The following is a 26,287-nucleotide window of genomic DNA, read 5'->3' as shown; positions in this document are numbered from 1 at the left end:
TCGGCGCAAGGTCGGCGCCTTGTGCGTGTTAGCGCCAGCCTGCAGCGGCCCAGGGGCGTGCTACGGTACAGCCCCAGGCGCGGCCAAAAAGCGGGTCGCCCACACAACAATAAGAGGAGAGGAAACTTGAAGAGCACTCACGTCTATACCCCGCGGCAGACCCCCTTCAACCTGGCGCCTGACAGCGAACTCAACGATCTGCGCATGTCCGACAAGGCGCGGCCGCTGTACGATCACGTCCGTCGCTTCATCCGCGACGTGGTCGATCCCATTTCGGTCGAGTATTTCAAGCTCGAAGACACCAAGACCGATCGCTGGAGCTTCGCGCCGGGTCAGCTCGAACTGTTGCAGCAGGCCAAGGACAAGGCCAAGGCCGAGGGGCTGTGGAACTTCTTCCTGCCGGACGCCGAGACCGGCGAGGGCCTGAGCAATCTCGACTACGCCTACATCGCCGCCGAACTCGGCAAGAGCCCGCTGGCCTCTGAGGTGATGAACTGCTCCGCCCCGGATACCGGCAATATGGAAGTGCTGGAGCGTGTCGGCACGCCCGAGCAGAAGAAGCAGTGGCTGGAGCCGCTGCTCAATGGCGAAATCCGCTCCGCTTACGCCATGACCGAGCCGAACGTCGCCTCCTCCGACGCCAAGAACGTCAGCACATCCGCGGTGCTTGAGGGCGACGAATGGGTGATCAACGGCGAGAAGTTCTATATCTCGGGCGCTGGCGACCCGCGCTGCAAGATCATGATCACCATGGTCAAGACCAGCCCGGACGCGCCGCCTTCGAAGCAGCAGTCGCAGATCCTGGTGCCTATCGACGCGCCCGGCGTCGAGATCGTTGGCCCGATGGAGGTGTTCGGCCACGACCACGCGCCGCGCGGCCACATGCACATCCGCTTCAACAATGTGCGGGTGCCCAAGGAGAACATGCTGCTCGGCGAAGGCCGTGGCTTTGAGATCTCGCAGGTCCGCCTTGGCCCAGGCCGCATCCATCACTGCATGCGCACCATCGGCAAGGCCGAGAAGGCGCTGGATCTGATGGTCGAGCGCGGCAATTCGCGCACCGCCTTCGGCCAGAAGCTGGCCAATCTCGGCGCCAATCTTGAGCACATCTCCCGCGCCCGGATCGAGATCGAAGCGATGCGCCTGATGGTGCTGAAGGCGGCCAAGGCCATGGACGTGCTGGGCAACAAGGAAGCCCGCGTCTGGGTCTCCATGGTCAAGGCCATGGTGCCGGAAAAGGCCTGCCGCATCATCGACCAGGCCATGCAGATCCACGGCGCCGCCGGCGTGTCGCAATGGTTCCCGCTGTCGGAGCTCTACACCGACGTGCGCCACCTGCGCTTCGCCGATGGTCCGGACGAGGTGCACCACATGGTGGTCGGCCGCTACGAGATCAATCTCTGATCGCGGACCTTCGCTGACGGGCGCGCCAGCGCTGAAGGCAGGCGCCTGCCATAAATCCCATGCTCAGAACGGCCCGCTTTCCAGGCGGGCCGTTCGCCGTTTGGCCGCCGCCCGGGCCCAGGACTGGTCCGTCAGGCTGCGGCGGCAGTTTTACCGCCGAGCCAAAGTCTTTGCGTCGCGGCCCGCCTTGCGCCAATAGGGACGTAGCCGGCCGTCGCCGGCGCAACGCCCCAGTCAATCCGGTTCTGGTCGATCTGACGACGCCGCCAGGGTCCCGCGTTCAGGCTGGGGGCAGGGGGCACAGTGTCGACGACTCTTCTCATCTTCCTTCTCGTGTATGTCGCCATGGCCTTCGGCAAACTGCCGGGCTTCCGCGTTGATCGCACCGGCGCCGCCATCGTCGGCGCGCTCGCCCTGATGACCTTCGGCGACATGACGCCCAAGGCGGCCTGGGATGCCATCAGCTACAGCACCATCGGCATGCTGTTCGGCCTGATGGTGGTGTCGGCGGCCTTCGCCACGGCCGGGCTGTATGAATGGCTGGCGCGCAAGGTCGCCACCCTGCCGGTGAGCCCGCCCGTGCTGCTCGCCGCGATGATCGGCGTCAGCGGCGCCATGTCGGCGCTGCTGACCAATGACGTGGTGGTGGTGGCGATGACGCCGCTATTGGTGTCGATCACCCTGTCGCGTGGGCTCAATCCGATCCCCTTCCTGCTCGGCTTCTGTTTCGCCGCCAATGCGGGCGCGGCAGGCGTGCTGATCGGCAGCCCGCAGAACATGATCATCGCCCAGGAGCTTGGCCTGTCGTTCAACGGCTTTTTGCGCCTCGCCGGCCTGCCGGCGCTGCTGTCGCTGCCGCTGATCTGGGGCGTGCTGGCGCTGATGTATCGCAACCGCTGGCAGCTGGCGGCGAACGCCGCCGCCGGCCAAAACGCAGCGGCAAAGCCGGCGCCGCCGCTCAATGTCGCCGAGGTGGTCAAGGCCGCGCTGGTCACGGCTGCGGTTGTCCTCGCCTTCATCCTCAGCGACTGGCCGCGCGAGCTGATTGCGCTCACCGGCGCCGGCGTTCTGCTGATCAGCCGCAGCATTTCCTCGCATGACATGCTGGAGCAGGTGGATGGCAATCTGTTGCTGCTGATCATGGGCCTGTTCGTCGTCAACGCCGCCTTCGCCGCCACTGGTGAGCCCCAGCACTTGCTCGGCGCGCTGCGCGACGCTGGCGTCAATCTGCACGATCCCGAGACCCTGCTGCTGGTCGGCGGCGTGCTCAGCAATATCGTCGGCAATAATCCGGCGGTGATGCTGCTGGCGCCTTACCTGCATGGCGGCGACCCGTCGGCCCTCGGCGCGGCGCTGGCGCTGGGCACGGGCTTTTTCAGCAATCTGATTGTGTTTGGCAGCCTCGCCGGCATCATTGTGGTCGAGCAGGCGGCGCGCAAGGGCGTGACGATTTCGTTTGGCGAGTTCGCGCGAGCCGGCGTGCCGGTCTCTGTCGTCTGCACAGTGCTGGCGGTGATCTGGATCAGGCTCGTGGCCTGAGCAGACGGTCGCGGGGCGCCGCATGCATCCAGCGCATGTGTGCAAGGGCGCGCCGCCTCTGGCGGTTTGCCGTGCGGAGCGCTTATCTGTTGCCTGATGCGGGGTGGAGTTTTTGCATGGCCCGGAGTAGCGGCGCAGTCAGCGCTTTTGCTTTCCGGTCGCCGCCAAAGCCCACGCCGGTTCAAATAACCAGGCGCCGACCGGCGCCGGCTGAGGAAACACCAGAGGAACGCCATGACTGAAGCCTGGATCATCGACGCCTGCCGCACCCCGCGCGGCGTCGGCAAATACCCCAAGGGCGCCCTGTCCGAAATCCACCCGCAGCATCTGGGCGCCACGGTGCTGAAGGCGCTGGTCGAGCGCAACGGCTTCAACACCGCCGACGTCAGCGACGTGATCTGGGGCACCAGCGCCCAGGTTGGCCCGCAGGGCGGCGATCTGGGCCGCATGTCGGCGCTCACCGCCGGCTATGACGTCACCAGCAGCGGCGTGACCCTCGACCGCTTCTGCGGCTCCGGCATCAGCGCCGTGAATTTTGGCGCGGCGACGGTGATGTCGGGCCTCGGCGATCTGGTGGTGGCCGGCGGCTGCGAAATGATGTCGATGCCGGTGCGGCGCGGCCCGAGCGATGGTCCGCCGGTCATGGACCGCGGCAATCTGGAGCTGCGCGCCCTGCACCCGCAGTCAAACCAGGGCGTCTGCGCCGACGCCATCGCCTCGCTTGAAGGCATCACCCGCGAGGACACCGATCGCCTCGCGCTGGAGAGCCAGCGTCGCGCTGACATCGCCATCAAGGAAGGCCGCTTCGACAAGTCCCTCGTGCCGGTGCGCCGCCAGGATGGCTCGATCGCCCTCGACCGGGAAGAGTTCCCGCGCCCCAGCACCACGCTCGAGGGCCTCGCGGCGCTGAAGCCGTCGTTTGAGGCGCTGGCCGATGTGGCGGTGGACGACACCGGCGTGACCTATCGTAGCCTGATCCTGCAAAAGTATCCGGGCCTCGATATCAAGCCGATTCACCATCCGGGCAATTCCTCCGGCGTGGTCGACGGCGCCGCGGCGATCCTGCTGGCTAACCCGGAATATGCCAGGGCGCATGGCATGAAGCCGCGCGCCCGCGTGGTGGCCATGGCCAATATGGGCGATGACCCGACGCTGATGCTCAACGCCCCGGTGCCGGCGGCGCGCCGCGTGCTGGCCAAGGCCGGCCTGACCACTGACGACATCGACCTGTTCGAGATCAATGAGGCCTTCGCGGTCGTGGCGGAGAAGTTCATCCGCGACCTCAAGCTCGATCGCGACAAGGTCAATGTGAACGGCGGCGCCATGGCGCTGGGCCACCCGATCGGCGCCACCGGCGCCATGCTGATTGGCACCGTGCTCGATGAGCTGGAGCGCCGCGATCTGAAGCGCGGCCTCGTCACCATGTGCGCCGGCGGCGGCATGGCGCCTGCGATCATCATTGAGCGCATGTGAGGCGCCGGCCATCGCCAGCCCGCCGGTTCACGGCGGCGGCGTGGCCCTGCGACTTTGACTATCGCAGGCCGGGCGGATCACCACCGCCCGGCCTGATGTGTTGAGAGCGTCGTTCCGGCGACCTCCTGTCAGGCCGCGACAATGCTGAGGCATCCGCGACCTGCAAGGCTCATAACCGGATGCCGAAATGCTAACGCATCGGCACGCTGAAACGCTCAGGCGCCGAAACCGCCATCTATGGTATGCATGGCCCCGGTGACGAAACCGGCCTCGGGCCGGGCCAGCCAGGCGGTCATCGCGGCCACCTCATCGACGTGGCCATGGCGCTTGATGGCCATGAAGCCGTGCATGACGTCCTTCATCGGGCCATCGGCCGGGTTGGCGTCAGTGTCGATCGGTCCAGGTTGCACCACATTGACGGTGAGCCCGCGCGGACCAAAGTCCCTGGCCAGGCCGCGCGCCAAGCCCTGTAGCGCCGACTTGCTCAGCGCGTAGGCCGCCATGCCCGGCAGCGGCATGCGGTCGCCATTGACCGAGCCGATAATGATAATGCGCCCGCCCGGCGCCATGCGCCGCGCCGCCTCGACGGCGGCGTGATAGGGGGCGTGGATGTTGATGGCGAACAGCCGGTCCACCTGATCCGGATCAAGCTCCAGCGCATCGCCGAATACGCCAATGCCAGCGTTGACCACCAGGATATCGAGTGGGCCGGCGTCGCGGAGCGATGACCGCGTCACGGTCGGCGCTGTCGGCGGCGCGCGCCTCCGCGCCGGTCGCCGCCGCGCCCTCGGCCGCCGCCTGGGGCGAGCCGCTGTAGCTGAACGTCACGCTGGCGCCATCGGCGGCGAGGCGCCGGACGATCGCCGCGCCAATACCGCGACTGCCGCCCAGCACCAGCGCCTTCTTGCCTGAGAAATTTGTCATGAACTGCATCCTTGAGCATTAACCTAGTGATCGCTACATAATGCCTGAGGCAGCTGGTTCAAGGATAATTGTAGTGTCCGATACAAAAATATCGCGACCGCGCGGTCGCCCCCGACGTTTTGACGCGGAGCGCGCCCTGTCCACGGCCCAGCGGCTGTTCCACGCAAGGGGCTATGATGGGCTTGGCGTCGCCGAAATGACCGAGGCGCTTGGCGTCAACCCGCCGAGTTTTTACGCCGCTTATGGCAGCAAGCTTGGCCTGTTCGACCGGGTGCTGGCGCGTTATGGCGCCCAGGACGCGATCCCGCTTGATCAACTCCTGCGGCCCGACAGGCCGGTGGCCGCGTGCCTCGCCGCGGTGCTCGAGGATGCCGCAAGCCGCTACGCCGCGCCCCCCGTCAGCGGGGACATGGAGGCGCTGCGCGCAGGGGACGATGCTGTGGCCGGTGACAGGCCCGACGCCACTGCGTTGAAGCACGCAGGGGCGATGGGCAGTGATGCAAACGCCGCCGCATCGGCGGCGGGGCGATCAGCAAATGCGCCCGCAGGCCCCATGGAAAGTGCGGCGACGACAGCTCTTGTTGACGCCGCTGGCGCCGCGCAACGCCTTTCTGCGACCCAGGGCGGCGGTTGCCTCGTGCTGGAAGCGGCGCACTGTCAGGACGCCGAGGCGCGCGCTGCCGCAAGGGCCGCCCAGGCGGTGGCGACGGCGCGTCTGCACGCCTTCATCGGCGCCCGCTGCCCGCAACAGGCCGATAGCGTGACCGATTACCTCAGCGTCACCCTCGCCGGCATGTCAGCCATGGCCCGCAATGGCCACGACGCGTCCCGCCTCGCCGCCACCGCGCGCCTCGCGAGCGCCGCCATTGCGCAGATGTTGGGTGATGGGGAGGGGCGGGGCGACGCCGGTGCGTGAGGCTCAGGGCGCCTTCCGGTCCCAGGACAACGGGACACGCTTTGGCGCCGCGCTAATCGATGCGCCACAAACAGCCTCGACCTGTGACGGGCGTTGCGTTGAAGTCTTGACGCCCTTAGGCCATGCATCGTGGCGCCATCCTGGTCAACGACAGTCAGGCTCCTCAGGCATTCCGGCGCATGGGGTCAAGCAGTTCCATCGCAGCAGGCAGTCAGCGGCGACACCAGGACAAAAAATCTTTTTCGATGAAACTGTTGATCAAGTCGATGGAGCTGCATCACACTTTGGCATGCCTGGTCGCCAGCTGTGTCATCCTGCCGCCGGATCCGCCACGCGCCGGTCCTGACATGCAGGGAGGCTCCGGCCATGACGGGTGTTGCACATCGCCAGGAGCCGGGACGCGCGGTCGGCGCTCCGACCCTCGGGCCAGATCACGCCGGGATGGGCCGTGGCCATCGCCGCCTGCAACGTCTGGTGCTGCTGTCCACCGCCTCCTGTCTGGCGCTGATGGCGCCGGCTATCGCCGACACGCCCAGCTATTGCGCATCTGGCGATCCGGTGGTCTGCACCCTGACCGGAGGGGGCTCAGACCAGCAAATAGTGCTGCTGGAAGGCGAGGACAGTTCCTCAAGCTCGCAACCGGGAGGCACGGCGCCGGCGCTCACTGCCTACAATTACGGCGCGTTTGACGTCACATCGTCGGTTTACACCTTTCCCACCGGCGCGCTGCACTTCCAGACGACTGGCGGGGCCGGGCACGATAACAGCGCTGGGGGCGTGGGCAGTGCGGCGAGCGTGGCCAATTATGGCGATGTCTCCGTCCAGCTGGGCGGCGGCGGCGGGCTGGCCGCCGGCATCATGGCGCTATCCCATGGCGGCGACGGCGATGACGACAATGACAATAACAACTCCAACGGCGGCGACGGCGGCGCAGGCGGCGCCGTGTGGCTCTCCCACGCCGCAGGCGCGACGCTGACCCTGTCAGGCAGTTATGGCGGCTGGACCAGTATCGACTTTGCCGGGGCGAGCGGCCTGGTGGCGGCCAGCATCGGCGGCATTGGCGGCGCTCAAAACAATAGCATCTTCGGCGACCAGCACGGCGGCGCCGGAGGCGACGGCGGCGCGGTCACCCTGCTCAGCGACGGCGTGATCACCATGGGCTCCCAGGCGGCGCCGATGACCGGGCTGTTCGATGGGGCGGGCGCGCTCGCCCTCTCTGCCGGCGGCATGGGCGGCGCCGACAATGGCGACGCCGGCTCAGGCGGCGCGGTCAGCATCAGCCATACAGGCCAGATTTCCGCGTGGTGGAACGCCAGCTCAGGGGAAAGCTTCTTCTGCCTGAGCGGCGTCAGCATGGGCGGCGAAGGGCTGGCCTCCCATGATGACAGCGACCCGGGCGGCGACGGCGGCGCGGGCGGCGGCGTGACGGTCACCGTCTCTGGCGCGGTCGACCTGACCTTTGTCGCGCAACCCGCCGGGTCCTATGGCGGCGCGGTGCGGGCGCTCAGCCTCGGCGGCGCAGGCGGAACCGGGCCCACAAAGGATCACACCGGCGGCCAGGGCGGCCACGGCGGCGGCGTGCAGGTGACGTTGCAGGGCGGCGCCCGCCTGCAAACCTCCGGCGACAGCATGTTCGGGGTGCTCGCCCAGTCGATCGGCGGCAGCGGCGGTGATGGCGGCGACGGCGACGCCCTGGCGGGCGAGGGCGGCGGCGGCGGTCAGGGCGGCGATGCCGGCGCCGTCACCGTCACCACCTTCAGCGGCTCCACCATCGCCACCAGCGGCGCCTATGCGACCGGTGTCGCCGCCCATGCGGTTGGCGGCGGCGGTGGCACTGGCGCTGATTTCGTCGCCGTGCTTGGCGGTCAGGGCGGCAATGGCGGCAATGGCGGCAATGGCGGCGACGTGCTGCTGCAAACCCAGGGCCAGGTTACGACCCAGGGCGATCACGCCTACGGCCTGCTGGGCCAGTCGATCGCCGGCAGCGGCGGCGCCGGCGGCGCCGACACCAGCAAATTTGTGGCGCTTGGCGGCGATGGCGCGGGCGGCGGCACGCCCGGGACGGTGTCGATCGCCAATAGCGGCGTGGTGACCACCGCAGGCTATGCGGCGCATGGGGTGGTCGGCCAGTCGATCGGCGGCGGCGGCGGCGCCGCTGGCGCATCCACCGGCCTGCTCAGCATTGGCGGCGCCGCCGCCGGCTCGGCCGCTTCGGCAGGCGGCGCGGTGACTATTGATAATCGCGGACAGATCGTCACCGCCGGCGCCGCCGCCATCGGCCTGCTGGGGCAATCGGTCGGCGGTGGCGGCGGCTCGGGCGGCGATGCGAAGGGCATCGCCGGCGTCGGCGGCAGCGGCCAGGCGGGCGGCGATGGCGGCGCGGTGCAGATCACCGCGATCAGCCAGATCACCTCCTCCGGCACAGCCGCCCACGGCGTGCTGGCCCATTCCGTTGGCGGCGGCGGCGGCAATGGCGGCGACGTCATGACCATATCGGCCCTGGCCTCGCTCGGCATCGGCGGCGCGGCGGCGGGGGCCGGCAATGGCGGCGCGGTGTGCGTCGACAATAGTGGCGGCGGCGCCTGTTACAGCAGCGGCGGACCATTGCCGCCGCCCGCCGCCTCGACCACCCAGATCACCACCTTCGGCGATTACGCAGCGGGGATTATCGCCCAGTCGATTGGCGGCGGCGGCGGCAGCGGCGGCAGCGCCAGCAATGTGTCGTTGCTCTCCTTCCTCGCCTTGCAGATCGGCGGCGCTGGGGCCGGCGGCGGCGCGGGTGGGGCGGTGTCGGTGGTCCAGTCCGATGCGCAGATCGCCACCAGCGGCGCCCGCGCCATCGGCGTTTTGGCCCAGTCGGTGGGCGGCGGCGGCGGCACGGGCGGCGCGGCGTCCTATTACGACCTCACCATCGGCTTTAACGCCGGCGCCTTTATTGGCGGCGCGGGCGGCGGCGGCGGCCATGGCGGCGACGTCACGGTGGCGCTCAGCGGCGGCCAGCTGGTCACCGGCCTTCCGCCACAGAACGTCAATCCGGCGCAGTTTGCGCCCACCGACGCTTTTGGCGTGGTGGCGCAGTCGATAGGCGGCGGCGGCGGCAATGGCGGCGGGGTCAGCGCCTCCGACATGGTGGTGGCCGTGCCGACCGGGGAGGGCGTCTCGCTCGCCTTCAATTTTCTCGCCGCGGTGGGCGGCAATGGCGGCGGCGGCGGCGACGGCGGCACGGTCGGCCTCAACCTCACCAACGGCTTCTCGCTGACAACGCTGGGCGACGGCGCCCATGGCGTGATCGCCCAATCGGTGGGCGGCGGCGGCGGCAATGGCGGCGATTCCTCAACCCTCGCCACCACCATCGGCGATGGCGACACCGCGGAGATGACCGCCAGCATAGCGCTCGGCGGCGGCGCCGCCTCCGCCATCCTTGGCGAGGCCTTCAATTTCATGGGCGGCGGCCATGGCGGCGCGGTGAGCGTCACCCTCGGCGAAGCAGGCCACAGCAATGCCGATGTGACGTCAGGCGGAGGCCTGCTGGCTGGCCCCTCCGCCATCCGCACCTATGGCGATCAGGCCAACGCCGTTCTCGCCCAGTCGATTGGCGGCGGCGGCGGCAATGGCGGCATCGGCGACAGCAATCCCTACGCCATTGGCGGCGCGGTGGCGGTCAAGGCGGAGGTCGGCGTCGGCGGCGCCGGCGGCGATGGCGGCGACGGCGGCGCGGTGTATCTGACGCAATATGCCGGGCATCTGGTGCAGACCTACGGCTCCGGCGCGCGTGGCCTCGTCGCCCAGTCGCTTGGCGGCGGCGGGGGAACCGCCCAGGGCGGCACACTGTTTGTCGCCGCCGGGGCCAGCAGTCTCGAAGGCCGGCTGTCGGTCAGCGTCGGTCAGAGCGGCGGTAGCGGCGGCGACGGCGACATCGTGTCCATCGCCAGCAGCGGCGTCATCAGCACCCGTGGCGGCGACGCCGATGGCATTGTGGCGCAATCGATCGGCGGCGGCGGTGGCCTGGGTGGTTCGATCGGCGCCGACGCGGCGTCCTATCCGATCCTCGACCGCATCGGCAACGCCATGGATAATAACGCGCGCCGCGACGATAGCGGCAATGTCTACACCCTCTCAGTGGCGGTGGGCGGTCGCGGCGGCGCTGGCGGCCATGGCGGCGACATCAATCTCTACCACGCCGGCCAGATTGCAACGTCTGGCGATTACGCCGACGCCATTGTGGCGCAGTCGATTGGCGGCGGCGGCGGCGCTGGCGGCTCCTCAGCCACCTCGGGCAGCAAGGTGCAGGCCAATGTCGATGTGGCGATTGGCGGTCGCGGCGGCGTCGCCGGCAATGGCGGCGCCATCAGCGTGATGTTTGACGACAGCGCCAATGTGCAGACCAACACCCTCGGCTATGCGGCCCACGGCGTGGTGCTGCAAAGCATCGGCGGCGGCGGCGGCCAGGGCGGCGATGGCTCGGATCAGGCGACGGGCAATCTCACCGTTGGCGGCGCCATGGGCGGCGCGGGCGGCGCCGCTGGCGATGGCGGCGCCATCGGCATGGCGGGCGCGGGCGCCTGGCTGAATGTGACGACGGCGGGCGACAGCGCCCATGGGCTGATCGCCCAGTCGATTGGCGGCGGCGGCGGCATTGGCGCCACCGGCAACGCCACCGCCTCAAAAACCCCGGGCAGCCATTCCATCGACGTCACCCTGGGCGGCGGCGCCGGGGCCAATGGCAATGGCGGGGAGATTAATTTGTCCATGGGGCTGAGGGCGGTCACCGCTGGCGACCGCGCCTCGGCGGTCATCGCCCAGTCGATTGGCGGGGGCGGCGGGCTCGCCATCACCGGCCCGGCCAGCAATGTCGCCAGCCTGTCGCTGGGCGGCGGCTCGGGCGCCCAGGGCAATGGCGGGGCGGTGAACGTGGCGTTGACCGCAGACACCTACGCCTACACCTATGGCGCCGGCGCCCATGCGGTCATCGCCCAGTCGATTGGCGGCGGCGGCGGCATCGCCGGGGATCTGGCGGCAGGAACCTTCAACATCACGCCCACCGGCGCCAATAGCCAGGATGGCGGCGCCGGCGGCGGCAATGGCTCAGGCGGCGCCGTGTCGGTATCGGTCGACGGCACGATCATCACGGTAGGCCCCAATGCGTTCGGCCTCATCGCCCAGTCAGTCGGCGGCGGCGGCGGCCTGTCGGGGGCTGCAGGCGGCGGCGCGATCATCGCCGGCTTTGCCGGCGGCAGTTCGGCCTATGGCGCTGGCGGCGCGGTCAGCGTCAACCAGCAGGGGCAGATCAGCGCTGGCGGGGCCAATTCGGTTGGCATCTTCGCCCAGAGCGCCGGGGCCAGCGGCGCGGGCGCGGTGACTGTCGCTATCGGCGGCGAGGTCAGCGGCGGCTCGGGCGATCAGGGCGCGGGCGTGTGGATTGCCGGCGGCGCCATGAACCAGATCAGCATCGCCAGCACAGGCGCCGTCTCCAGCGCCAATAATGTGGCGCTGCGCTACGACAGCGGCGTCACCTCGGTGGAGGAGGCGACCGCCAATGTCGCCAATGCCGGCCTGATCAGCGGCGATGTCCTGTTGCGCACGGCGGATGGCGCAACGGCAGGCCGCGTGCACAATCGCGGCGTCATGCGCGACGCCGCGCGCTATGTGAGCCATGTGGTCAATGACGGGCGGCTGTATGTGGGCGCCGATGGCCGCCTTGCCGTCACCGCGCTGTCCGGTGACTTCGCCCAGGGGGCGGAAGGCGCGTTGGTCGCCGACGCCGACTTCAACAGCTGGCGCGCGGATCACCTCGTCGTCTCGGGCGACGGCGCGCTCAATGGCGTGCTCGAGGTGCGGCCGTTGTCGTTGCGGCCTGACCGCAGCATGGCGGTGCTGAGCATCGCCGGGGCGCACAGCGGCGCGCTCACGGTTCCAGGCTCACCGGTGTTCACTTATGGCCTCGATCGGGATGGCGATACCTACCGGCTGCGGGTGGCGGACGCCCGTTTCGCCGCGCCGGGCATGGGGCTTGGGGCCAGCCAGACGGCGGTGGCCAACCATTTGCAGCAGATCTGGAACGCTGGCGGCACCGACGCCTTCGGCGTGCTGTTCGCCGGTCTGCAGGGAGCGGCGCAGGCCGGCGGCGGCGCCTATGCCAGCCAGCTCAGCGACATGTCGCCGGGCGTGGCGCTGGCGCCCGCCGCGCATATGCAGGCCGGGCTGTCGCGCTTCGGCGCCTCGCTGATGAGCTGTCCGGTGTTCAGCGCGGCGCGCGGGGTGCGCGAGAGCGATTGCGTCTGGGGCCAGGTAAATGGCCGCCACACCGGCCAGCGCAGCGGCGGCGGCATCGCCGCCTTCACCCATGATTCCGTCATGGCCCAGGCGGGCGTCCAGAAGCAGGTGCGCGACGGCTGGTTCCTAGGTCTGTCAGCTGGCTATGAGCGGTCGTGGCTGCGCGGCAAGGATCTGCGCGTGAGCGGCGAAGGCGACAGCGGCTTTGTCGGCGCGACGCTGAAGCATGAACGCGGTCCCTGGACGTTCTCCGGCGCGCTGTCAGCGGGCTATGGCAGCTTCGATCTGATGCGCCGCATCACTATTGGCGGCTTTGCCGATGCGCCGCGCAGCAATGTGGAAGCGTTCGGCGCGTCGGCACGATTGCGCGTCGCCTACCATTGGGGCGGCGAGGCGTTTTACCTGAAGCCTTTCGTCGATCTCGACGCCATCTTCACCCGCACGCCGGGCTATCGCGAGCGCAGCGCCAACATTCTGGCGCTGGCCATGCATGGCGGCGAGCAACTGACCTTCTCCGCCGCGCCCTCGCTGGAAATTGGCGGGCGCGTCGCGCTCGACAATGGCTGGTCGCTGCGGCCCTATGCTTCGGCTGGCGTGGCGTTCCTGAGCGGCGACGGCTGGAAGGCCGATGGCCGGCTGCTGGGCGCGCCTGCTGGCGTCGGCCAGTTCAGCACCCGCCTGCCAGCCTCCGGCGCCGTTGCCCGCCTCTCTGCCGGGCTCCAGCTGGCCAGCCACAACGGCGTCGAACTGCGCCTGCAATACGACGGCGAATTCGCCCACCGCATCTCCAGCAACAGCGCCGCCCTGCGCCTGCTGGCGCCGTTCTGAACGGGGCGGCGAGGCGGCGCATGTTTGCGCCTTCTCGCCGCTTGTCATCCGTGACCTGTCAGCGCGCCGACACCAGCCCGCCGATGGATTCCCACGATTTGCCATTGAAGCGCATCATCTGCATGGCTTTCAGCGGGCCGTGGTCATCCGGAGTGATGGTCGCCGTCACGCCAGGCAGCAGCATGGGCACTTCCAGGTTGCGCATGCCGTGCAGCGCTTCGACCAGCTTTTCGCGGGTCGGATTGGGGCCGGCGGCGCGCAGCGCCTGCTCCATGGCGTAGGCCATGCCGTAAGCATAGGCATTCAGCCAGTCGTTCTTGGCGCCTGACGGATAGTATTTGTTCATGAAGGCGTCCCACGCCTTGTAGTCGGCGCTGTCCTTCCATTGCGGATCGGTCGGCTGCTTGACGTAGGACGTCGAGATAATGCCGACGGATTTGTCGAGCCCGGCCCCGGTCAGCACCGGATCGACCGAATTGGATACGCTGGGCACGATAAAGACGGGCTTCCAGCCCAGCGCGTCGACGGCGCGGATCGACTGGGCGGCGAATTTTGGCGTGGTGGCGCTGATGAATACATTGGCGCCGGCGCTGCGCAGGCGCGAAATCTGCGAATCCACTGTCGCGTCGGAGAGTTCGTAGGCGATCGCCTCGACAATGGCGTCCTTGCGTGCGCCGAGGCCGTCGCGCAGACCCTGCAGGATGTCCTTGCCGTAGTCATCATTCTGGTAGAGCACGCCGATTTTCGGATCCTTGACCGTGTCGAGGATGTATTTGGCGTAGATCTGGCCTTCGGTGAGGTAATCGACGTTCCAGGCGAAGGTCCACGGGAATTTCTTCGGCTGGTTCCAGCGCGACGCCCCGGACGACACGAAGATCTGCGGCACTTTCTTGCCGTTGAGCCATGCCTGGGTTGCGGCGGAGGTCGGCGTGCCGATCGGCAGGAAAATCGCCAGCACGTCCTCGCCTTCCACCAGCTTGCGGGTCTGTTCGATGGCCTTTGGCGGCGTAAAGGCGTCATCGAGCGAAATGATCCGCACCTTGCGGCCATGCACGCCGCCGCGCTCATTGACCATGTCGAAATAGGCGATCGCCGCCTTGGCGATGGTGCCATAGGCGGAGGCCGGGCCGCTGTAGGGCGCTGTATTGCCCAGCCGGATCTCGGTGGCGGTAACCCCATTGCTCTGGGCCACAGCCGGCGCGGCGCCTGCGCCGAGCAGCGCGCCGCACAGGCCGCCGGCGATGGCCAGCGTGGTGAACACGTGTCGCTTCAATAATGTCATGGCGTTTCCCCATTCATGCTGGTTCATGCGCCCGTGAGCGGGCGTCATGGCTGCTGCTGGCGCCGTGTTTGGGCGCCAGCCTTGGCCCGCGCGCAGGACTGGCGCGCAGGACTGGCGCGAGGGGCGCCAGCAGCGCCTGGCTTTGCCCTGGCGCTGGCGTCCCGGGCGGACCACACCGCCGGGATGTGGCCGGGCGCCGTGATGGATGCCGTCCTGCTCCCATCAGGCAGCACAGAGGCTGACGCATCGGCTCGCTGCAAAGCCCAGGCCCGCACGGGCCTGCCCATCCACCGACGACACCTGCTCCTGCAAGGAGGAAGGTCACAGCGTGCGGGCGATGATCTCCTTCATCACTTCATTGGTTCCGGCGTAGATCCGCTGGCCGCGCGAGTCGCCATAGGCGCGCGCCACCTTGTATTCGCGCATGAAGCCATAGCCGCCGTGCATCTGGACGCATTGGTCGAGCACCCGCGCCTCCATGTCGGTCAGCCAGTATTTGCACATGGCGGCGTGCTCGGCCTGCATCTCGCCCGCGCCAAAGCGCGTCACGCATTGCTCCAGAAAGGCGCGCCCCACGGCGACATCGGTCTTCATCTCCGCCAGTTTGAAGCGCAGATGCTGGAACTGGCTGATGGCCTGGCCAAAGGCCTGACGCTGGTTGGCGTAAGCGATGGTCTCCGCCAGCGCCGCCTCGGCCCCCGCGACGGCGGTCATGCCGATCATCAGACGTTCGCGCGCCAGTTGCGCCATCAGATAGCGCAGGCCCTCGCCGCGACGGCCAAGGATATTGCTGGCGGGCACGCGGACATCGTCGAAGAACAGCTCCGCCGTGTCCTGGGCCTTCTGGCCCAGCTTGTCGAGGATACGTCCACGCGTGAAGCCAGGCCGGTCGCGCTCCACCAGGAACAGCGTTTTCTTGCCAGGCGGATCACCGGCGACGGAGGCCAGCACGATGACCAGATCGGCGTGGTGGCCGTTGGTGATGAAGGTCTTCTGGCCGCTGATCAGGAAATCATCGCCATCCTGGCGCGCGAGGGTGCGCACGCCCTTCAGGTCGCTGCCGGCGCCCGGTTCGGTCATGGCGATCGACAGCACCACCTCGCCGCTGATGCAGCCGGGGAGCCAGCGCTGCTTCTGCTCGTCCGTTCCGTAATGGACCAGATAGGGCGCGATGATCTCGGAATGGGTGTAGAACCCAGGCAAGGCGACGAAGGCGCGGGCAAATTCCTCAATGATCGCCAGCGCATGCTGAATGCCGGCGCCCGAGCCGCCATAGGCCTCAGGCAGGCAGCAGCCCAGAAAGCCAGCTGCGCCCATCTTCCGCCATAACGCGCGCGGCATGACGCCGTCACGCTCCCACTGGTCATAGTGTGGGGTAATTTCGCGCGCGATAAACCGGGCGACGGACTGGCGCAGTGCCGCCAGTTCGGCCGCATCATCGGCGGGCGCAGGTTCGATGCTCTGGGTGGTCATGACAGCTCCGGAACAGGCATGGGGAAAATGGGACGCGTCATAAAAGGCTGCGAAGATGCTGACGCATCCGCATCCTGACAGGCTCAGGCGCCGCACGGGCTTGACCAGAACCCGATGAGTCGTGCTCATCGGGTTCTGGCATCAGGCCCCATGGGCGGCGCGGCGCGTCATGGGCCGCCGAAGCCGGTCCAGCCGCCGTCGACGGGCAGCACCACGCCGCTGACATAGGACGCGGCGTCGGAAGCCAGAAAGGCCACGGCGCTGGCGATCTCCGCCGGCGCGCCCATGCGGCGCATGGGCAGGCGCTTTTCCAGTCTGCTGCGATCGATGCCGACGTCGGCGAACATGCCGAGCGCCAGACCGGTCTCGATATAGCCGGGGGCGATGGCGTTAACCCGCAGGCCTCTGCCCGCCCATTCGGACGCGAGGGTGCGGGTGAGGTGCGCCACGCCGGCCTTCGACACGGCGTAGGCATTGGAAGACGGCACGCCCATCAGTCCGGCGATGGAGGCGATATTGACGATGGCGCCAGAGCCTGAACGGCCAAGAATGTGGCGGCCGATCGCGCGCGACATCAGAAAGACGCCGCGCAGATTGATGTCCATCACCCGCTGCCAGGCGTCGAGATCCTGGTCAATGGTCCGCACGATGGGCTCGCCGACGCCGGCGTTATTGACCAGCACGTCGATGCGGCCTGCCTTTACCAGGGCGTCGGCGCAGATGGCGTCCGGGCCATCAGGCGCGCCAATGTCGCCGGTGACGGCGCTGAAGCCGCGACCAGGATGGCGGGCGGTGAGCTCCGCCATCGCCGCATCCAGCCGGTCGCGGTCACGATCGGCCAGCACCACATCGGCGCCCTGCTGGGCGAAGGTATGGCAGATGGCGAGGCCAATGCCGCCGGCGGCGCCGGTGACCAGCGCGGTCCGGCCGCTGAGATCGATCAAGCCCGCCATGATCAGCCCTTCTTGCGCGCAGCAGACCTGTCGCGAAATTCGTTGACGAGGCGCTGGTGATCGGCGCTGACATTGGTCAGCGCCTCATAGGCGAGGCCGGTGTCCATCATCGCCGTCGCCAGCTGACGCAAGGCGATATTGGTGGTGACCTTGCTCCAGCGGATCGCCTTCTGGGCCCCGCCGGCAAGGCGATCGGCGAAGGCGTCGACCCGCGCATCGAGCTCGTCGGCTGGCACGCAATGATTGATCAGGCCGATCTCGGCGGCGCGCGGCGCCGGCACGGCGTCGCCGGTGAGCAGAAACTCCTTGGCGCGGGCAAAGCCGATCAGCTGCGGCCAGATCACGGCTCCGCCGTCGCCGGCCACCATGCCGATGGAGACATGCGGATCGGCGATAATCGCCTTTTCCGCCGCGAAGCTGATGTCGCAGAGCAGCGCCAGCGTCGCGCCAAGGCCGACCGCCGGGCCGTTGATGCGCGCAATGGTCGGCTTGTCGCAGTCGATCAGCGAAAACACGATCGCCTTGGCCTCGGAGACGGTGGTCTCAAAGCTGTCGGGATTGTCGATGGCGTCCTGCATCCAGTCGACGTCGCCCCCGGCGCAGAACGCCCTGCCGGCGCCAGTCAGCACGACGATATCCGAATCCGGGTCCCTGGCTGCGTCGGTGAACACCCGCGACAGCTCCTCATGCAGCGTGGCGTTCACCGCGTTCAGGCTGTCTGGCCGGTTCATGGTCAGGGTTAGAATGCGTCCGCGCCGGCTGATGGAGATGGCGCTGTAATCCTGCTGCCTCATGTCGTTTCTCTCCCGCTGGCGATCGACGCCAGTTCATATGCTGCGCCTCGCAGGCGCTTCATGCGCAATTGCGCAGTGTCGTGCGCCCGGCGCCCGCCATGCGTCCCGGCGCCACGGACGCGAGGGCGCACGCCGTGCTTACCGAGTGGACGCATGATCTGACGCGCCGGGCCCTGGCGTCCGGAGCGCGCTTCATGCGATGCAACCGCGCTCAGGCGGCCCTGCCCGTGGCGCCGTCGTACATCCCGGCGGAGGCCTCCCGGGCCAGCCGCCGCAAATCCTGCTTGAGCACCTTGCCCATGGGGCCGCGCGGCATGTCCTCCAGAAAGGTCATGCGACGTGGGATCTTGTAATCGGCCAGCCGGTCGACGCAGAAGGCGCGGAGATCGTCTGGCGAGGCGACGGCGCCCTGCCGCAACACGATGAAGGCGTGAATGTCTTCGCCCAGTCTCGGATGCGGCGCCGCCACCACGGCCACATCCTGGATGGCGGGGTGCTGGAACAGCGCTTCCTCCACCTCCAGCGAGCCAATGTTGTGGCCGCCCCGGATGATCATGTCCTTCTTGCGATCAAGATGATGCAAATAACCTTCCGCATCGATGAAACCGATGTCACCGGTCATCATCCAGCCATCACGCAAGGTTTCCCGGGTCAGCTCAGGCTGGTCATAATATTCGCGCATCACCGCCGGGCTGCGCACCGCCACCTCGCCCGTCGCCCCGACAGGCAGCGGCGCGCCATGGTCGTCAACAATACGAATTTCGGTCATCGCCCACGGCTGGCCAACCGCGCCGGCCTTGCGCAAGGCGTCCTTGCCGAGCAGCACCGTGCCGGAGGGGCCGGTTTCGGTCATGCCCCAGGTCTGGCGAAGCTCGATAGCCGGAAACACCTCCGCCAGCTTGCGGATGACCTCGACCGGCATGGCGGCGCCGCCATAGTCAAACATCGTCATGCCTGAGAGGTCGTGGCGACGTGCGTCATAAGCCTCAAGCAGGAAGATATAGAACGCCGGGGCGCCGATGTATTTCGTCGTCCTCTCGCGCGCCATGCGCGCCAGCACCTCTTCGATGTCGAGGCATGGATCGACGACCGCCGCCGATCCTGCGAACCAGCACGGCAGCAGCACACAATGCAGCGCCGCCGTGGTGAAGAACGGGAAGAAGCTGCCAAAAACGTCATGTTCGGTGAGCGACATGGCGGCGGCGAAGCCATAAGCGGCGGCCAGCGAGCGGCCATGGGTCATCACCGCGCCCTTGGGGTGGGCGGTGGTCCCGGATGTGAACAGGATTTCTGACATGTCGTCGGGCGACAGGAGCGGCCAGTCGCCCGCCTGGGCGTCGCCACTGTGGCAGACGGCGCGCCAGTCGGCGCAAGCGGCCTGTGGCGCAGCGGCGCCATCGGGCTGATCGCCCACACAGACCAGCAGGCGCAGGTCTGGCAGTTCGACAGCCGTGGTCGCCGCCTTTGGCCAGAGGGCTGCGGCGCACACCAGCGCTGAGCAGCGGGCCTTGCCGAGCACATAGCGCAATTCAGCCAAAGCGAAGCGGGTGTTCACCGGAACGACCACAGCGCCGATCCGGTGCAGCGCCAGCATGGTGACAGCGGCTTCCAGCCCCGCATCATTGTCGAGCATGACGCCGACATGGTCGCCCCTGATCACGCCCTGGCGCCGCAGGCCATCGGCCAGGCGCGTCGCGACATGGCGCAACTGGCGGTAACTGAGGCGATGCTCGCCGCCGAAGGCTGAGACGGCGGTCAGTGCATGGGCGTTCGGACGCATGTCAGCCTGCGTCGCCACCAGATCAAATATCGTTTTTCCAGCAATGCTTTCCGGCAGGCGCGTTGCGCTCATCTCCATCCCCATGCCCGCTCCGTTGCCCGGAGCAATTTATAAATTCGATTTTCGATTCACTAGTCAGTTTTGGTTGACATGTCCATGGGGTTTTTCGACACTGCGCGGCAGACGGAGCGGCGACCACAACGAGTTGCGCCCGTGGGGAAGGGAGCGATTGGGGATGAACAGGCACTTGAACACGGCGCCGCCACGGCGGCGTATCGGCAATACCCCGCCACGGCGGCGCATCGGCGCCTGGCTCGGCGCGATGATGATGAGCGGCGCGCTGGCGCTCGGCGCAGCAGCGCCGCAGGCGCTGGCCCAGGACAAGCCGGCCGCAGCGCCGACGACGCCGCTGAAGATCGGCGTGCTCACCGATATGTCGGGCGTGCTGTCGTCTGGCCTTGGCGCGGGCTCCGTCGACGGCGCCCGCATGGCGATTGAGGACTTTGGCGGCCAAATGTTTGGCAAGCCGATCGAGCTGGTGTTCGCAGATCACCAGAGCAAGGCCGACATTGGCGCAGGCGTCGCCCGCCGCTGGTTCGAACAGGACAATGTCAGCATGATCGCCGACATTGGCGCATCTGCGGTGGCGCTGGCGGTGAAGGAACTGGTCGAGAGCCACAAGAAGATCGCCATCAATGTCGGCGCCTCGAGCTCTGATCTCACCGGCAAGGCCTGTTCGCCCAATACCGCCCAGTGGAGCCAGGACAGCTACATGTGGGCCAATTCGTTGCCCAAGCGCCTGCTCGCTGAAGGCAAGAAGAAGTGGTTCCTGATCATTCAGGACTGGGCCTTCGGCCACGCCATGCAGCGCGACGTCACCAAGGTTGTCGAAGAGGGTGGCGGCACGATCGTTGGCGCGGTTCGCCATCCGCCAGGTCTGCAGGACTATTCGTCGATCCTGCTCCAGGCGCAGAATTCTGGCGCTGACGCGGTCGCCTTCCTTAACGCCGTCGCCGATCTGAGCAATTCGGTGAAGCAGGCGCAGGAATTCGGTCTGGGCGCCGATGGTCGCCAGCAGTTGGTCGCCCTCGCCTTCCTGCTCACCGACGCCCATGGCCTCGGTCCGGCCATGGCGCAGGGCATCCAGTTCTCATCCGTGTGGTACTGGGACATGAACCCCGAGGCGCGTAAGTTCTCCGAGCGCTTCATGGCGCGCAACAAGGTGATGCCAGCCGAGGCGCATGCCGGCGTATACAGCGCCGTCACCCATTATCTGAAGGCGGTGAAGGCGACCGGAACCACCGATCCGGCGGCGGTGATGGCTGAGATGCGCAAGAATCCCGTCAAGGATTTTTACATGGACGACGCCCGTCTGCGCGAGGATGGCCGTTTGCTGCGCAAGGTCTATCTCGCCAAAATGAAGTCGCCCGCAGCCTCGAAGGGCCCGTGGGACTATTATGAGATCACCGGCGAGGTGCCTGGCGACAAGGCGTTCCGGCCACTGTCGGATAACGCCTGCCCATTGGTGAAGGGATAATATGACCACTGGCGCCCGCATAAACGGCGCCAGTCGTCAGGCGGCGGCGCCACGGGGATTTGCGCCGCCGCGCCATTTGGCGGCATAGAGCGTAGCGCCGCCTGCGGCCATTGTCGGCGGGTTCCGCCTGAGCGCCCGGTCATCAGATGGAAGCATTTGATTGACTGGCGTTCGCGCGCCTGGTGGAGCAGGGGAGCCGCGCCGATGCAGAGAAACCTCAACCTGCTCTCATGGCTGGCCCAGATGGGCGTGATGTGAATGGGCGTGACGTGAATGGGTGTGACGTGAATGAGCCTTGCGCGGTAGGCCTCGGGCGCAGGTTGGGCGGCAGTTGGCGGATAAATTGGGACTCTGGCCGCGTAAGGCACAGGGGTCAGGGTCAAGGTCAGGGATGGATCGTCTGCATGGCCAGGGTGACGGACAGGATGAATGGCGCAGACAGGTAAAGCGCGGCGCGAGCCGACCGGGATGAATGAGCCGATGAACCAGAAGTCCGCCGTGCGGGCGCGCGCCTCCAAAGCCCCCGCGGCGCAGCTCGTGGAAGCCGACGCCGCTTCCCTAAAGGCGCAGGTCAGCCAGGCTGGCCGTCAGTCGAAGCCCCGCAAGCCACGCCTGACCCGCCAGGAGAAATCCGAGCGCACCCGCGCCGCCATCTGCCAGGCCGCCGCAGAGATCATTGGCGAATATGGCTACGCCAACGCTTCCATATCGCGCATCATGGAGCGGGCAGGGCTGGGTCATGGCACGTTCTACGCCTATTTCGACAGCCGTCAGGATTTGTTCGACGCCTTGTTGCCGATGAAGGGCGAAGAGGTGCTGGATGTCATCCAGTCACGGGTGCGCGGCGCGCCAGATATCGTCGAGATGGAGCACCGTGGCCTGCTCGGCTTCTTCGCCTATGCCCAGGAACACCCCTGGTTTTTCCGCCTGCTGCATGAAGCGCATGTGGCCGCGCCTGATGGTCACCGCAGGCACATCGGCAATATTCTCGCCCGTTATCGCAAGGCGCTTGGCCGCAGCTACGCCGCTGGAGAATTGTCTGGCTATGACGAGAGCGAGCTCGATACCCTGGCGCTGCTGCTGATGTCGGCGCGCGATTACATCTATTCGCAACATGTGGCGCGCAGTCCGGACCCTTCCGGCGCCATCCGCGACGCCGCCAGGACCTACGCCAAATTCGTCGCTTACGGGTTGCGCGGCGGACCAGAGCGCGTGTCGCCACCAGACGAAGGCCCCGCTGACAGCGCGGCGGATGCAAAAGCTGGCGCGGCGACGCCGGATAACGGGGCGTGAAGACTCTATAAACAGGGAGAAGATACATGGCCGGGGTGGTTGCGACACAAATGGATGGGGTGCTCAGCCTCGTTCTGAACGAGCCGGAGACGATGAATGCGCTGAGCCCGGCGATTTCAGCTGATCTCGCCGAGGCGGCCCACGCCCTCACCAACGATCCCGAGGTCCGCTGTCTGCTGGTCAGCGGCGCCGGCCGGGCGTTCTGCGCCGGAGGCGACATCAGCGGCATGGGCGCTCGCCCGGCGGCCAGCACGCTGGCGCATATGGAAAGCTTTCATCGCTGGGTGCGGCTATTGCTGGCGGCGCAAAAGCCGATCGTCATGGCGGTGAACGGACCGGCGGTCGGCGCGGGCTTCGGCCTGGCGATGATGGGCGATGTGGTGCTGGCCAGTGAAAAGGCAGTGTTCCGCTGCGCCTTCGTCGGCATCGGCGCGGCCCCGGACCTCGGCCTCGCCCGCACCTTGCCCCGGGCCGTCGGCCACCAGCGCGCCAGCGACATCCTGCTGACCAACCGCCTGGTCTCTGCCCAGGAGGCCTACCAGATCGGCATCGCCTCGCGCCTGGTCGCGCCAGAGGCGCTTCAGGATGAGGCGATGGCGGCGGCCCGTAGCCTTGCCGCGGGCCCTGGCTGCGCCCTCGGCCTGTCGAAAGCCATGATCCGCGCTGGCTATGAGGGGTCGCTGGACAGCTTCCTCGCGCAGGAAGCCCAGGCGCAATCCATTGCCTTTGCGACCGACGACTTTGTGGAAGGCGTCGCCGCATTTCGCGAACGGCGCCCGCCGCAGTTCAGGGGCGCGTGAGTGTCGGCTCAGGGCGCAGCTTGCTGCGCCCGTTTATGTTGTAAGGCGGCGAGCACCTTGCGCGCGGGGCGGACGCCGGGCGCGTTGCGCCCATCTGATCCGCTCAGCCAGCGAGCGCAACGGCTGTATCACCCTCAGCCCACCGACTGATCGTAACGCAGGCGCGCCAGGCGCCGTTGGCATGGCGCCGCAGCGCCTCGCGCCATCGCCGTAACCTTCAACGCACCCTGGCGACGGCTGCCCGACTCATGCCGGATCATGTCAGCCTGCGAAGCTGCTGACGCATTCACATCCTGTCAGGCTCAGGCGGCGTCCGGGCCTTCCGAAGGCGCCATTGCGTTGGCGCGCTGCATTCCAGTACGACATCAATTCCTATGACTTATTTATGCAGGCGGCAGCGCGCCCGTCTCGCAAATTTATGCCGTCCATCGCCATAGTCCCCGCTGACGGAGCGCCGCAAGCGCACAGCATGTGCCTGGGCTCCGACCCGCGAAACGGGGGACCTTATGCTGGATGTATTATTATTGGCGGTCGGGCTCGGCTTCTTCATGGCGATGGCCTTTTACGTTCGCATCTGTGAACGACTTTGAGGGAACGCGCCAATGTTCGCCGATTATTTGGCAGGCGCAGCGGTCGCCCTGCTTGTCTCAGCCTATCTGCTTTATGCGCTGGCGCGGCCTGAGCGCTTCTAGGCGCGAGGGTTATACGCAGCCGTTGACCGCAGATGCCGCTGCGGCTGGCACAGGGCGGCTCCCTACGCCAATCCGGGCCAGCATCTTCGGCGATATCGCCTGTGGCCAGAATACAATGAGCATGACCCATTGGGTGCTGGTCGGGCCCATGCGGCGACTGGGCCTTTCCGGTCGCGGACGCGTCAGCATCTTCGCGGTCTGGTTTGAGCGCCTGAGCTTCAACACAAAGGCGCTCTGTGACGCGACGTCCTTGACGCGCGACGGGCTGACTTGGGGCGACGGATCCTGAAGCTGCGCCATTCACGCCGGATGCAGGCGGGCCGCTGGCGCCACTGGCTACAGCGCGCCGTCTGATGTCCGGACAAGTCGATCCCGCGCGCCCGGCTGTCCACTCCCCGCAGCCCGCGCGCTGCGGTGGCGCTGGGCGGTAGCCGCAGTGACCGGACCTGCGCACGACGCAGGAGAACTGACTTCCTGTCGACCGGAAAAATCATCATGACTGCAAACGGACTTGTTCAAATATTCATCGTCCTTGCACTTGCTCTGGCAATGATCAGGCCTCTGGGCGGCTACATCACCCGCGTCATGGCAGGGGAGCGGACTTTGCTGTCCGCAGTGTTCGGGCCGCTGGAGCGCGGGCTTTATCGGCTCGCCGGGGTCGACCAGCGCCAGGAACAGCACTGGACGGGCTATCTCTTCGCCATGTTGCTGTTCAATCTGGCAGGATTTGCGTTGCTGTATCTGCTGCAACGCAGCCAGGCGTTGCTGCCGCTTAACCCGGCTGGTCTTGGCAATGTTGGCGCAGAGTCATCCTTCAACACGGCCGTCAGCTTCATGACCAACACCAATTGGCAGGGCTATGCTGGCGAAAGCACCATGAGCTATCTAACCCAGATGCTCGGCATGACGGTGCAGAATTTCGTCTCGGCCGCTGTCGGCATGGCTGGCGCCATGGCGATCATCCGGGGCTTCGCCCGTTCTTCCGCCAGTACAGTTGGCAATTTCTGGGTCGATCTCACCCGGGGCACGCTCTATGTGCTGCTGCCAATCTGTGTCGTCGGGGCGCTTGTCCTTGTCTGGCAGGGCGTGCCGCAAAACCTGAACCCCTATACTGTCGCAACCACGCTTGAGGGCGCACAGCAGACCATCGCCCAGGGTCCCGTCGCTTCACAGATGTTCATCAAGCATCTGGGCACCAATGGCGGCGGTTTTTTCAACGCCAATGCAGCGCACCCGTTCGAAAATCCCACCGCGCTGACCAATTTGCTGCATTTGCTGGCGATCTTCTCGGTGTCCTTCGCCATGCTCAATGTTTTCGGCCGCATGCTCGGCAAGGAGCGGCACGGCTGGGTGCTGCTCAGCGTCATTGTGACCATCGCCCTGGCCGGCGTTGCGCTGGTTTACTGGTCTGAGGCGAGCGGCAATCCGCTGGTCCATGCGCTCGGCGTCGCCGGCGGCAATATGGAAGGCAAGGAGGTCCGGTTTGGCCTGGCGCTGTCATCGCTATTCGCTGTGGTGACGACGTCGGCCTCCACCGGCGCGGTCAACGCCATGCATGACAGCTTGACGCCGCTGGGCGGGCTGGTTCCGCTGTTCAACATGCAAATTCCGCCGCTCGGCGGCATCGGGGCTGGCGTCTATGGCGTGCTGATCTTCGCCATTCTGGCGGTGTTCATCGCGGGCCTGATGGTTGGGCGGACGCCGGAGTATCTGGGCAAGAAAATTGAAGCCAAAGAGGTGAAAATGAGCATCCTCGCGATGCTCGGGCCATCGCTCGCCATTCTGGCGCTGACGGCGATCGCTGTCGTGGTCCCTGCCGGCCTGAGCAGTATTCAGGATGCAGGGCCGCATGGCTTCAGCGAAATTCTCTACGCCTTCACATCTGGCTCCAATAACAATGGCAGCGCCTTCGCCGGTCTCAACGCCAATACGCCATTTTACAACATAGCCATTGGCCTCGCGATGCTGGCAGGGCGGTTTCTGCTGATCATCCCGGTGCTGGCCATCGCCGGCTCGCTGGCGGCGAAGACCACGGTTCCCGCCTCGACCGGGACGCTGCCAACGACGGGGCCGCTGTTCGTCGGCCTGGTGATCGGCGTCACGCTGATCGTCGGCGGCCTGACGTTTTTCCCGGCGCTGGCGTTGGGACCGATCGTCGAGCACTTCGCCATGCTGGCTGGCCAGAGCTTTTGACCATGTCGCCGCGTCATGGCCGCGCGCCGCGGGCGTCCAGCGTCATTGCGGCGCTGACCCTCGTGGGCTTCGCGCTCGCGCTGGCGGCCATCCTTGTCTTTGCGTGACCGCCTCGCAGGCACAAGCCCGGGCC

Annotated in this window: 15 protein-coding genes and 1 pseudogene; 10 read left to right on the top strand and 6 right to left on the bottom strand. The window is 67.2% G+C overall.

What is annotated here, in order from left to right; all coding sequences use genetic code 11:
* Window positions 1-204: 204 nt before the first annotated feature.
* The 3 genes from AC6A67_RS04690 to AC6A67_RS04680 all read left to right on the top strand — a co-directional run bounded on the left by AC6A67_RS04690 (window position 205) and on the right by AC6A67_RS04680 (window position 4,416).
* Window positions 205-1,404: an acyl-CoA dehydrogenase family protein gene (locus tag AC6A67_RS04690; RefSeq protein ID WP_498035462.1), complete on the top strand. Its 1,200-nt coding sequence runs from the start codon at window positions 205-207 to the stop codon at window positions 1,402-1,404.
* Window positions 1,405-1,707: 303 nt separating this feature from the next.
* Entirely contained in the window at window positions 1,708-2,943 is a 1,236-nt protein-coding gene (locus AC6A67_RS04685) for an ArsB/NhaD family transporter (protein ID WP_498035397.1), read from the top strand.
* Window positions 2,944-3,177: 234 nt separating this feature from the next.
* Entirely contained in the window at window positions 3,178-4,416 is a 1,239-nt protein-coding gene (locus tag AC6A67_RS04680; RefSeq protein WP_498035396.1) for an acetyl-CoA C-acetyltransferase, read from the top strand.
* Window positions 4,417-4,631: 215 nt separating this feature from the next.
* On the opposite strand, the pseudogene bdcA reads toward AC6A67_RS04680, so the two are convergent.
* Window positions 4,632-5,340 (bottom strand): annotated as a pseudogene (bdcA, locus tag AC6A67_RS04675) (SDR family oxidoreductase).
* A gap of 73 nt (window positions 5,341-5,413) precedes the next feature.
* Here bdcA and AC6A67_RS04670 point away from each other — a divergent pair.
* Together AC6A67_RS04670 and AC6A67_RS04665 are read left to right on the top strand one after the other, a co-directional pair.
* Window positions 5,414-6,256, top strand: a complete 843-nt coding sequence (locus AC6A67_RS04670; RefSeq protein WP_498035395.1) for a TetR/AcrR family transcriptional regulator — start codon at window positions 5,414-5,416, stop codon at window positions 6,254-6,256.
* Window positions 6,257-6,622: 366 nt separating this feature from the next.
* A complete protein-coding gene (locus tag AC6A67_RS04665; protein WP_498035394.1) occupies window positions 6,623-13,357 on the top strand; it encodes an autotransporter outer membrane beta-barrel domain-containing protein in 6,735 nt (2,244 codons plus the stop codon).
* Window positions 13,358-13,415: 58 nt separating this feature from the next.
* Here the strand turns inward: AC6A67_RS04665 and AC6A67_RS04660 are convergent, their stop codons facing one another.
* From AC6A67_RS04660 to AC6A67_RS04640, 5 genes are all read right to left on the bottom strand, one after another.
* Window positions 13,416-14,639, bottom strand: a complete 1,224-nt coding sequence (locus tag AC6A67_RS04660; protein ID WP_498035393.1) for an ABC transporter substrate-binding protein — start codon at window positions 14,637-14,639, stop codon at window positions 13,416-13,418.
* 321 nt (window positions 14,640-14,960) lie between these two features.
* Entirely contained in the window at window positions 14,961-16,112 is a 1,152-nt protein-coding gene (locus tag AC6A67_RS04655) for an acyl-CoA dehydrogenase family protein (protein WP_498035392.1), read from the bottom strand.
* Window positions 16,113-16,279: 167 nt separating this feature from the next.
* Window positions 16,280-17,065, bottom strand: coding sequence for an SDR family NAD(P)-dependent oxidoreductase (locus AC6A67_RS04650; protein WP_498035391.1), 786 nt, complete (start codon window positions 17,063-17,065; stop codon window positions 16,280-16,282).
* Between the two features lie 2 nt (window positions 17,066-17,067).
* Window positions 17,068-17,859, bottom strand: a complete 792-nt coding sequence (locus tag AC6A67_RS04645) for an enoyl-CoA hydratase/isomerase family protein (RefSeq protein ID WP_498035390.1) — start codon at window positions 17,857-17,859, stop codon at window positions 17,068-17,070.
* A gap of 211 nt (window positions 17,860-18,070) precedes the next feature.
* Window positions 18,071-19,711: a class I adenylate-forming enzyme family protein gene (locus tag AC6A67_RS04640; protein WP_498035389.1), complete on the bottom strand. Its 1,641-nt coding sequence runs from the start codon at window positions 19,709-19,711 to the stop codon at window positions 18,071-18,073.
* Between the two features lie 163 nt (window positions 19,712-19,874).
* Here AC6A67_RS04640 and AC6A67_RS04635 point away from each other — a divergent pair, with 163 nt between their 5' ends.
* The 5 genes from AC6A67_RS04635 to kdpA all read left to right on the top strand — a co-directional run bounded on the left by AC6A67_RS04635 (window position 19,875) and on the right by kdpA (window position 26,154).
* The gene (locus AC6A67_RS04635) at window positions 19,875-21,176 is read left to right on the top strand and encodes an ABC transporter substrate-binding protein (protein ID WP_498035388.1); all 1,302 of its coding nucleotides are present in this window, start codon (window positions 19,875-19,877) and stop codon (window positions 21,174-21,176) included.
* Between the two features lie 429 nt (window positions 21,177-21,605).
* Window positions 21,606-22,469 carry a TetR/AcrR family transcriptional regulator gene (locus tag AC6A67_RS04630; RefSeq protein ID WP_498035387.1) on the top strand — a complete coding sequence of 288 codons (864 nt, stop codon included), beginning with the start codon at window positions 21,606-21,608 and terminating at the stop codon, window positions 22,467-22,469.
* A 26-nt stretch (window positions 22,470-22,495) separates the two neighbouring features.
* On the top strand, window positions 22,496-23,269 hold the full coding sequence (locus AC6A67_RS04625; RefSeq protein WP_498035386.1) for an enoyl-CoA hydratase/isomerase family protein: 774 nt from the start codon (window positions 22,496-22,498) through the stop codon (window positions 23,267-23,269).
* Window positions 23,270-23,871: 602 nt separating this feature from the next.
* Window positions 23,872-23,961, top strand: coding sequence for a potassium-transporting ATPase subunit F (locus tag AC6A67_RS04620; RefSeq protein WP_498035385.1), 90 nt, complete (start codon window positions 23,872-23,874; stop codon window positions 23,959-23,961).
* Window positions 23,962-24,456: 495 nt separating this feature from the next.
* On the top strand, window positions 24,457-26,154 hold the full coding sequence (gene kdpA / locus AC6A67_RS04615) for a potassium-transporting ATPase subunit KdpA (protein ID WP_498035384.1): 1,698 nt from the start codon (window positions 24,457-24,459) through the stop codon (window positions 26,152-26,154).
* Window positions 26,155-26,287: the final 133 nt, after the last annotated feature.

The organism is Camelimonas sp. FR25 (assembly GCF_059740505.1).
The sequence above is the reverse complement of the archived record's forward strand: the minus strand, read 5'-3'. Positions and strand labels throughout refer to the sequence as shown.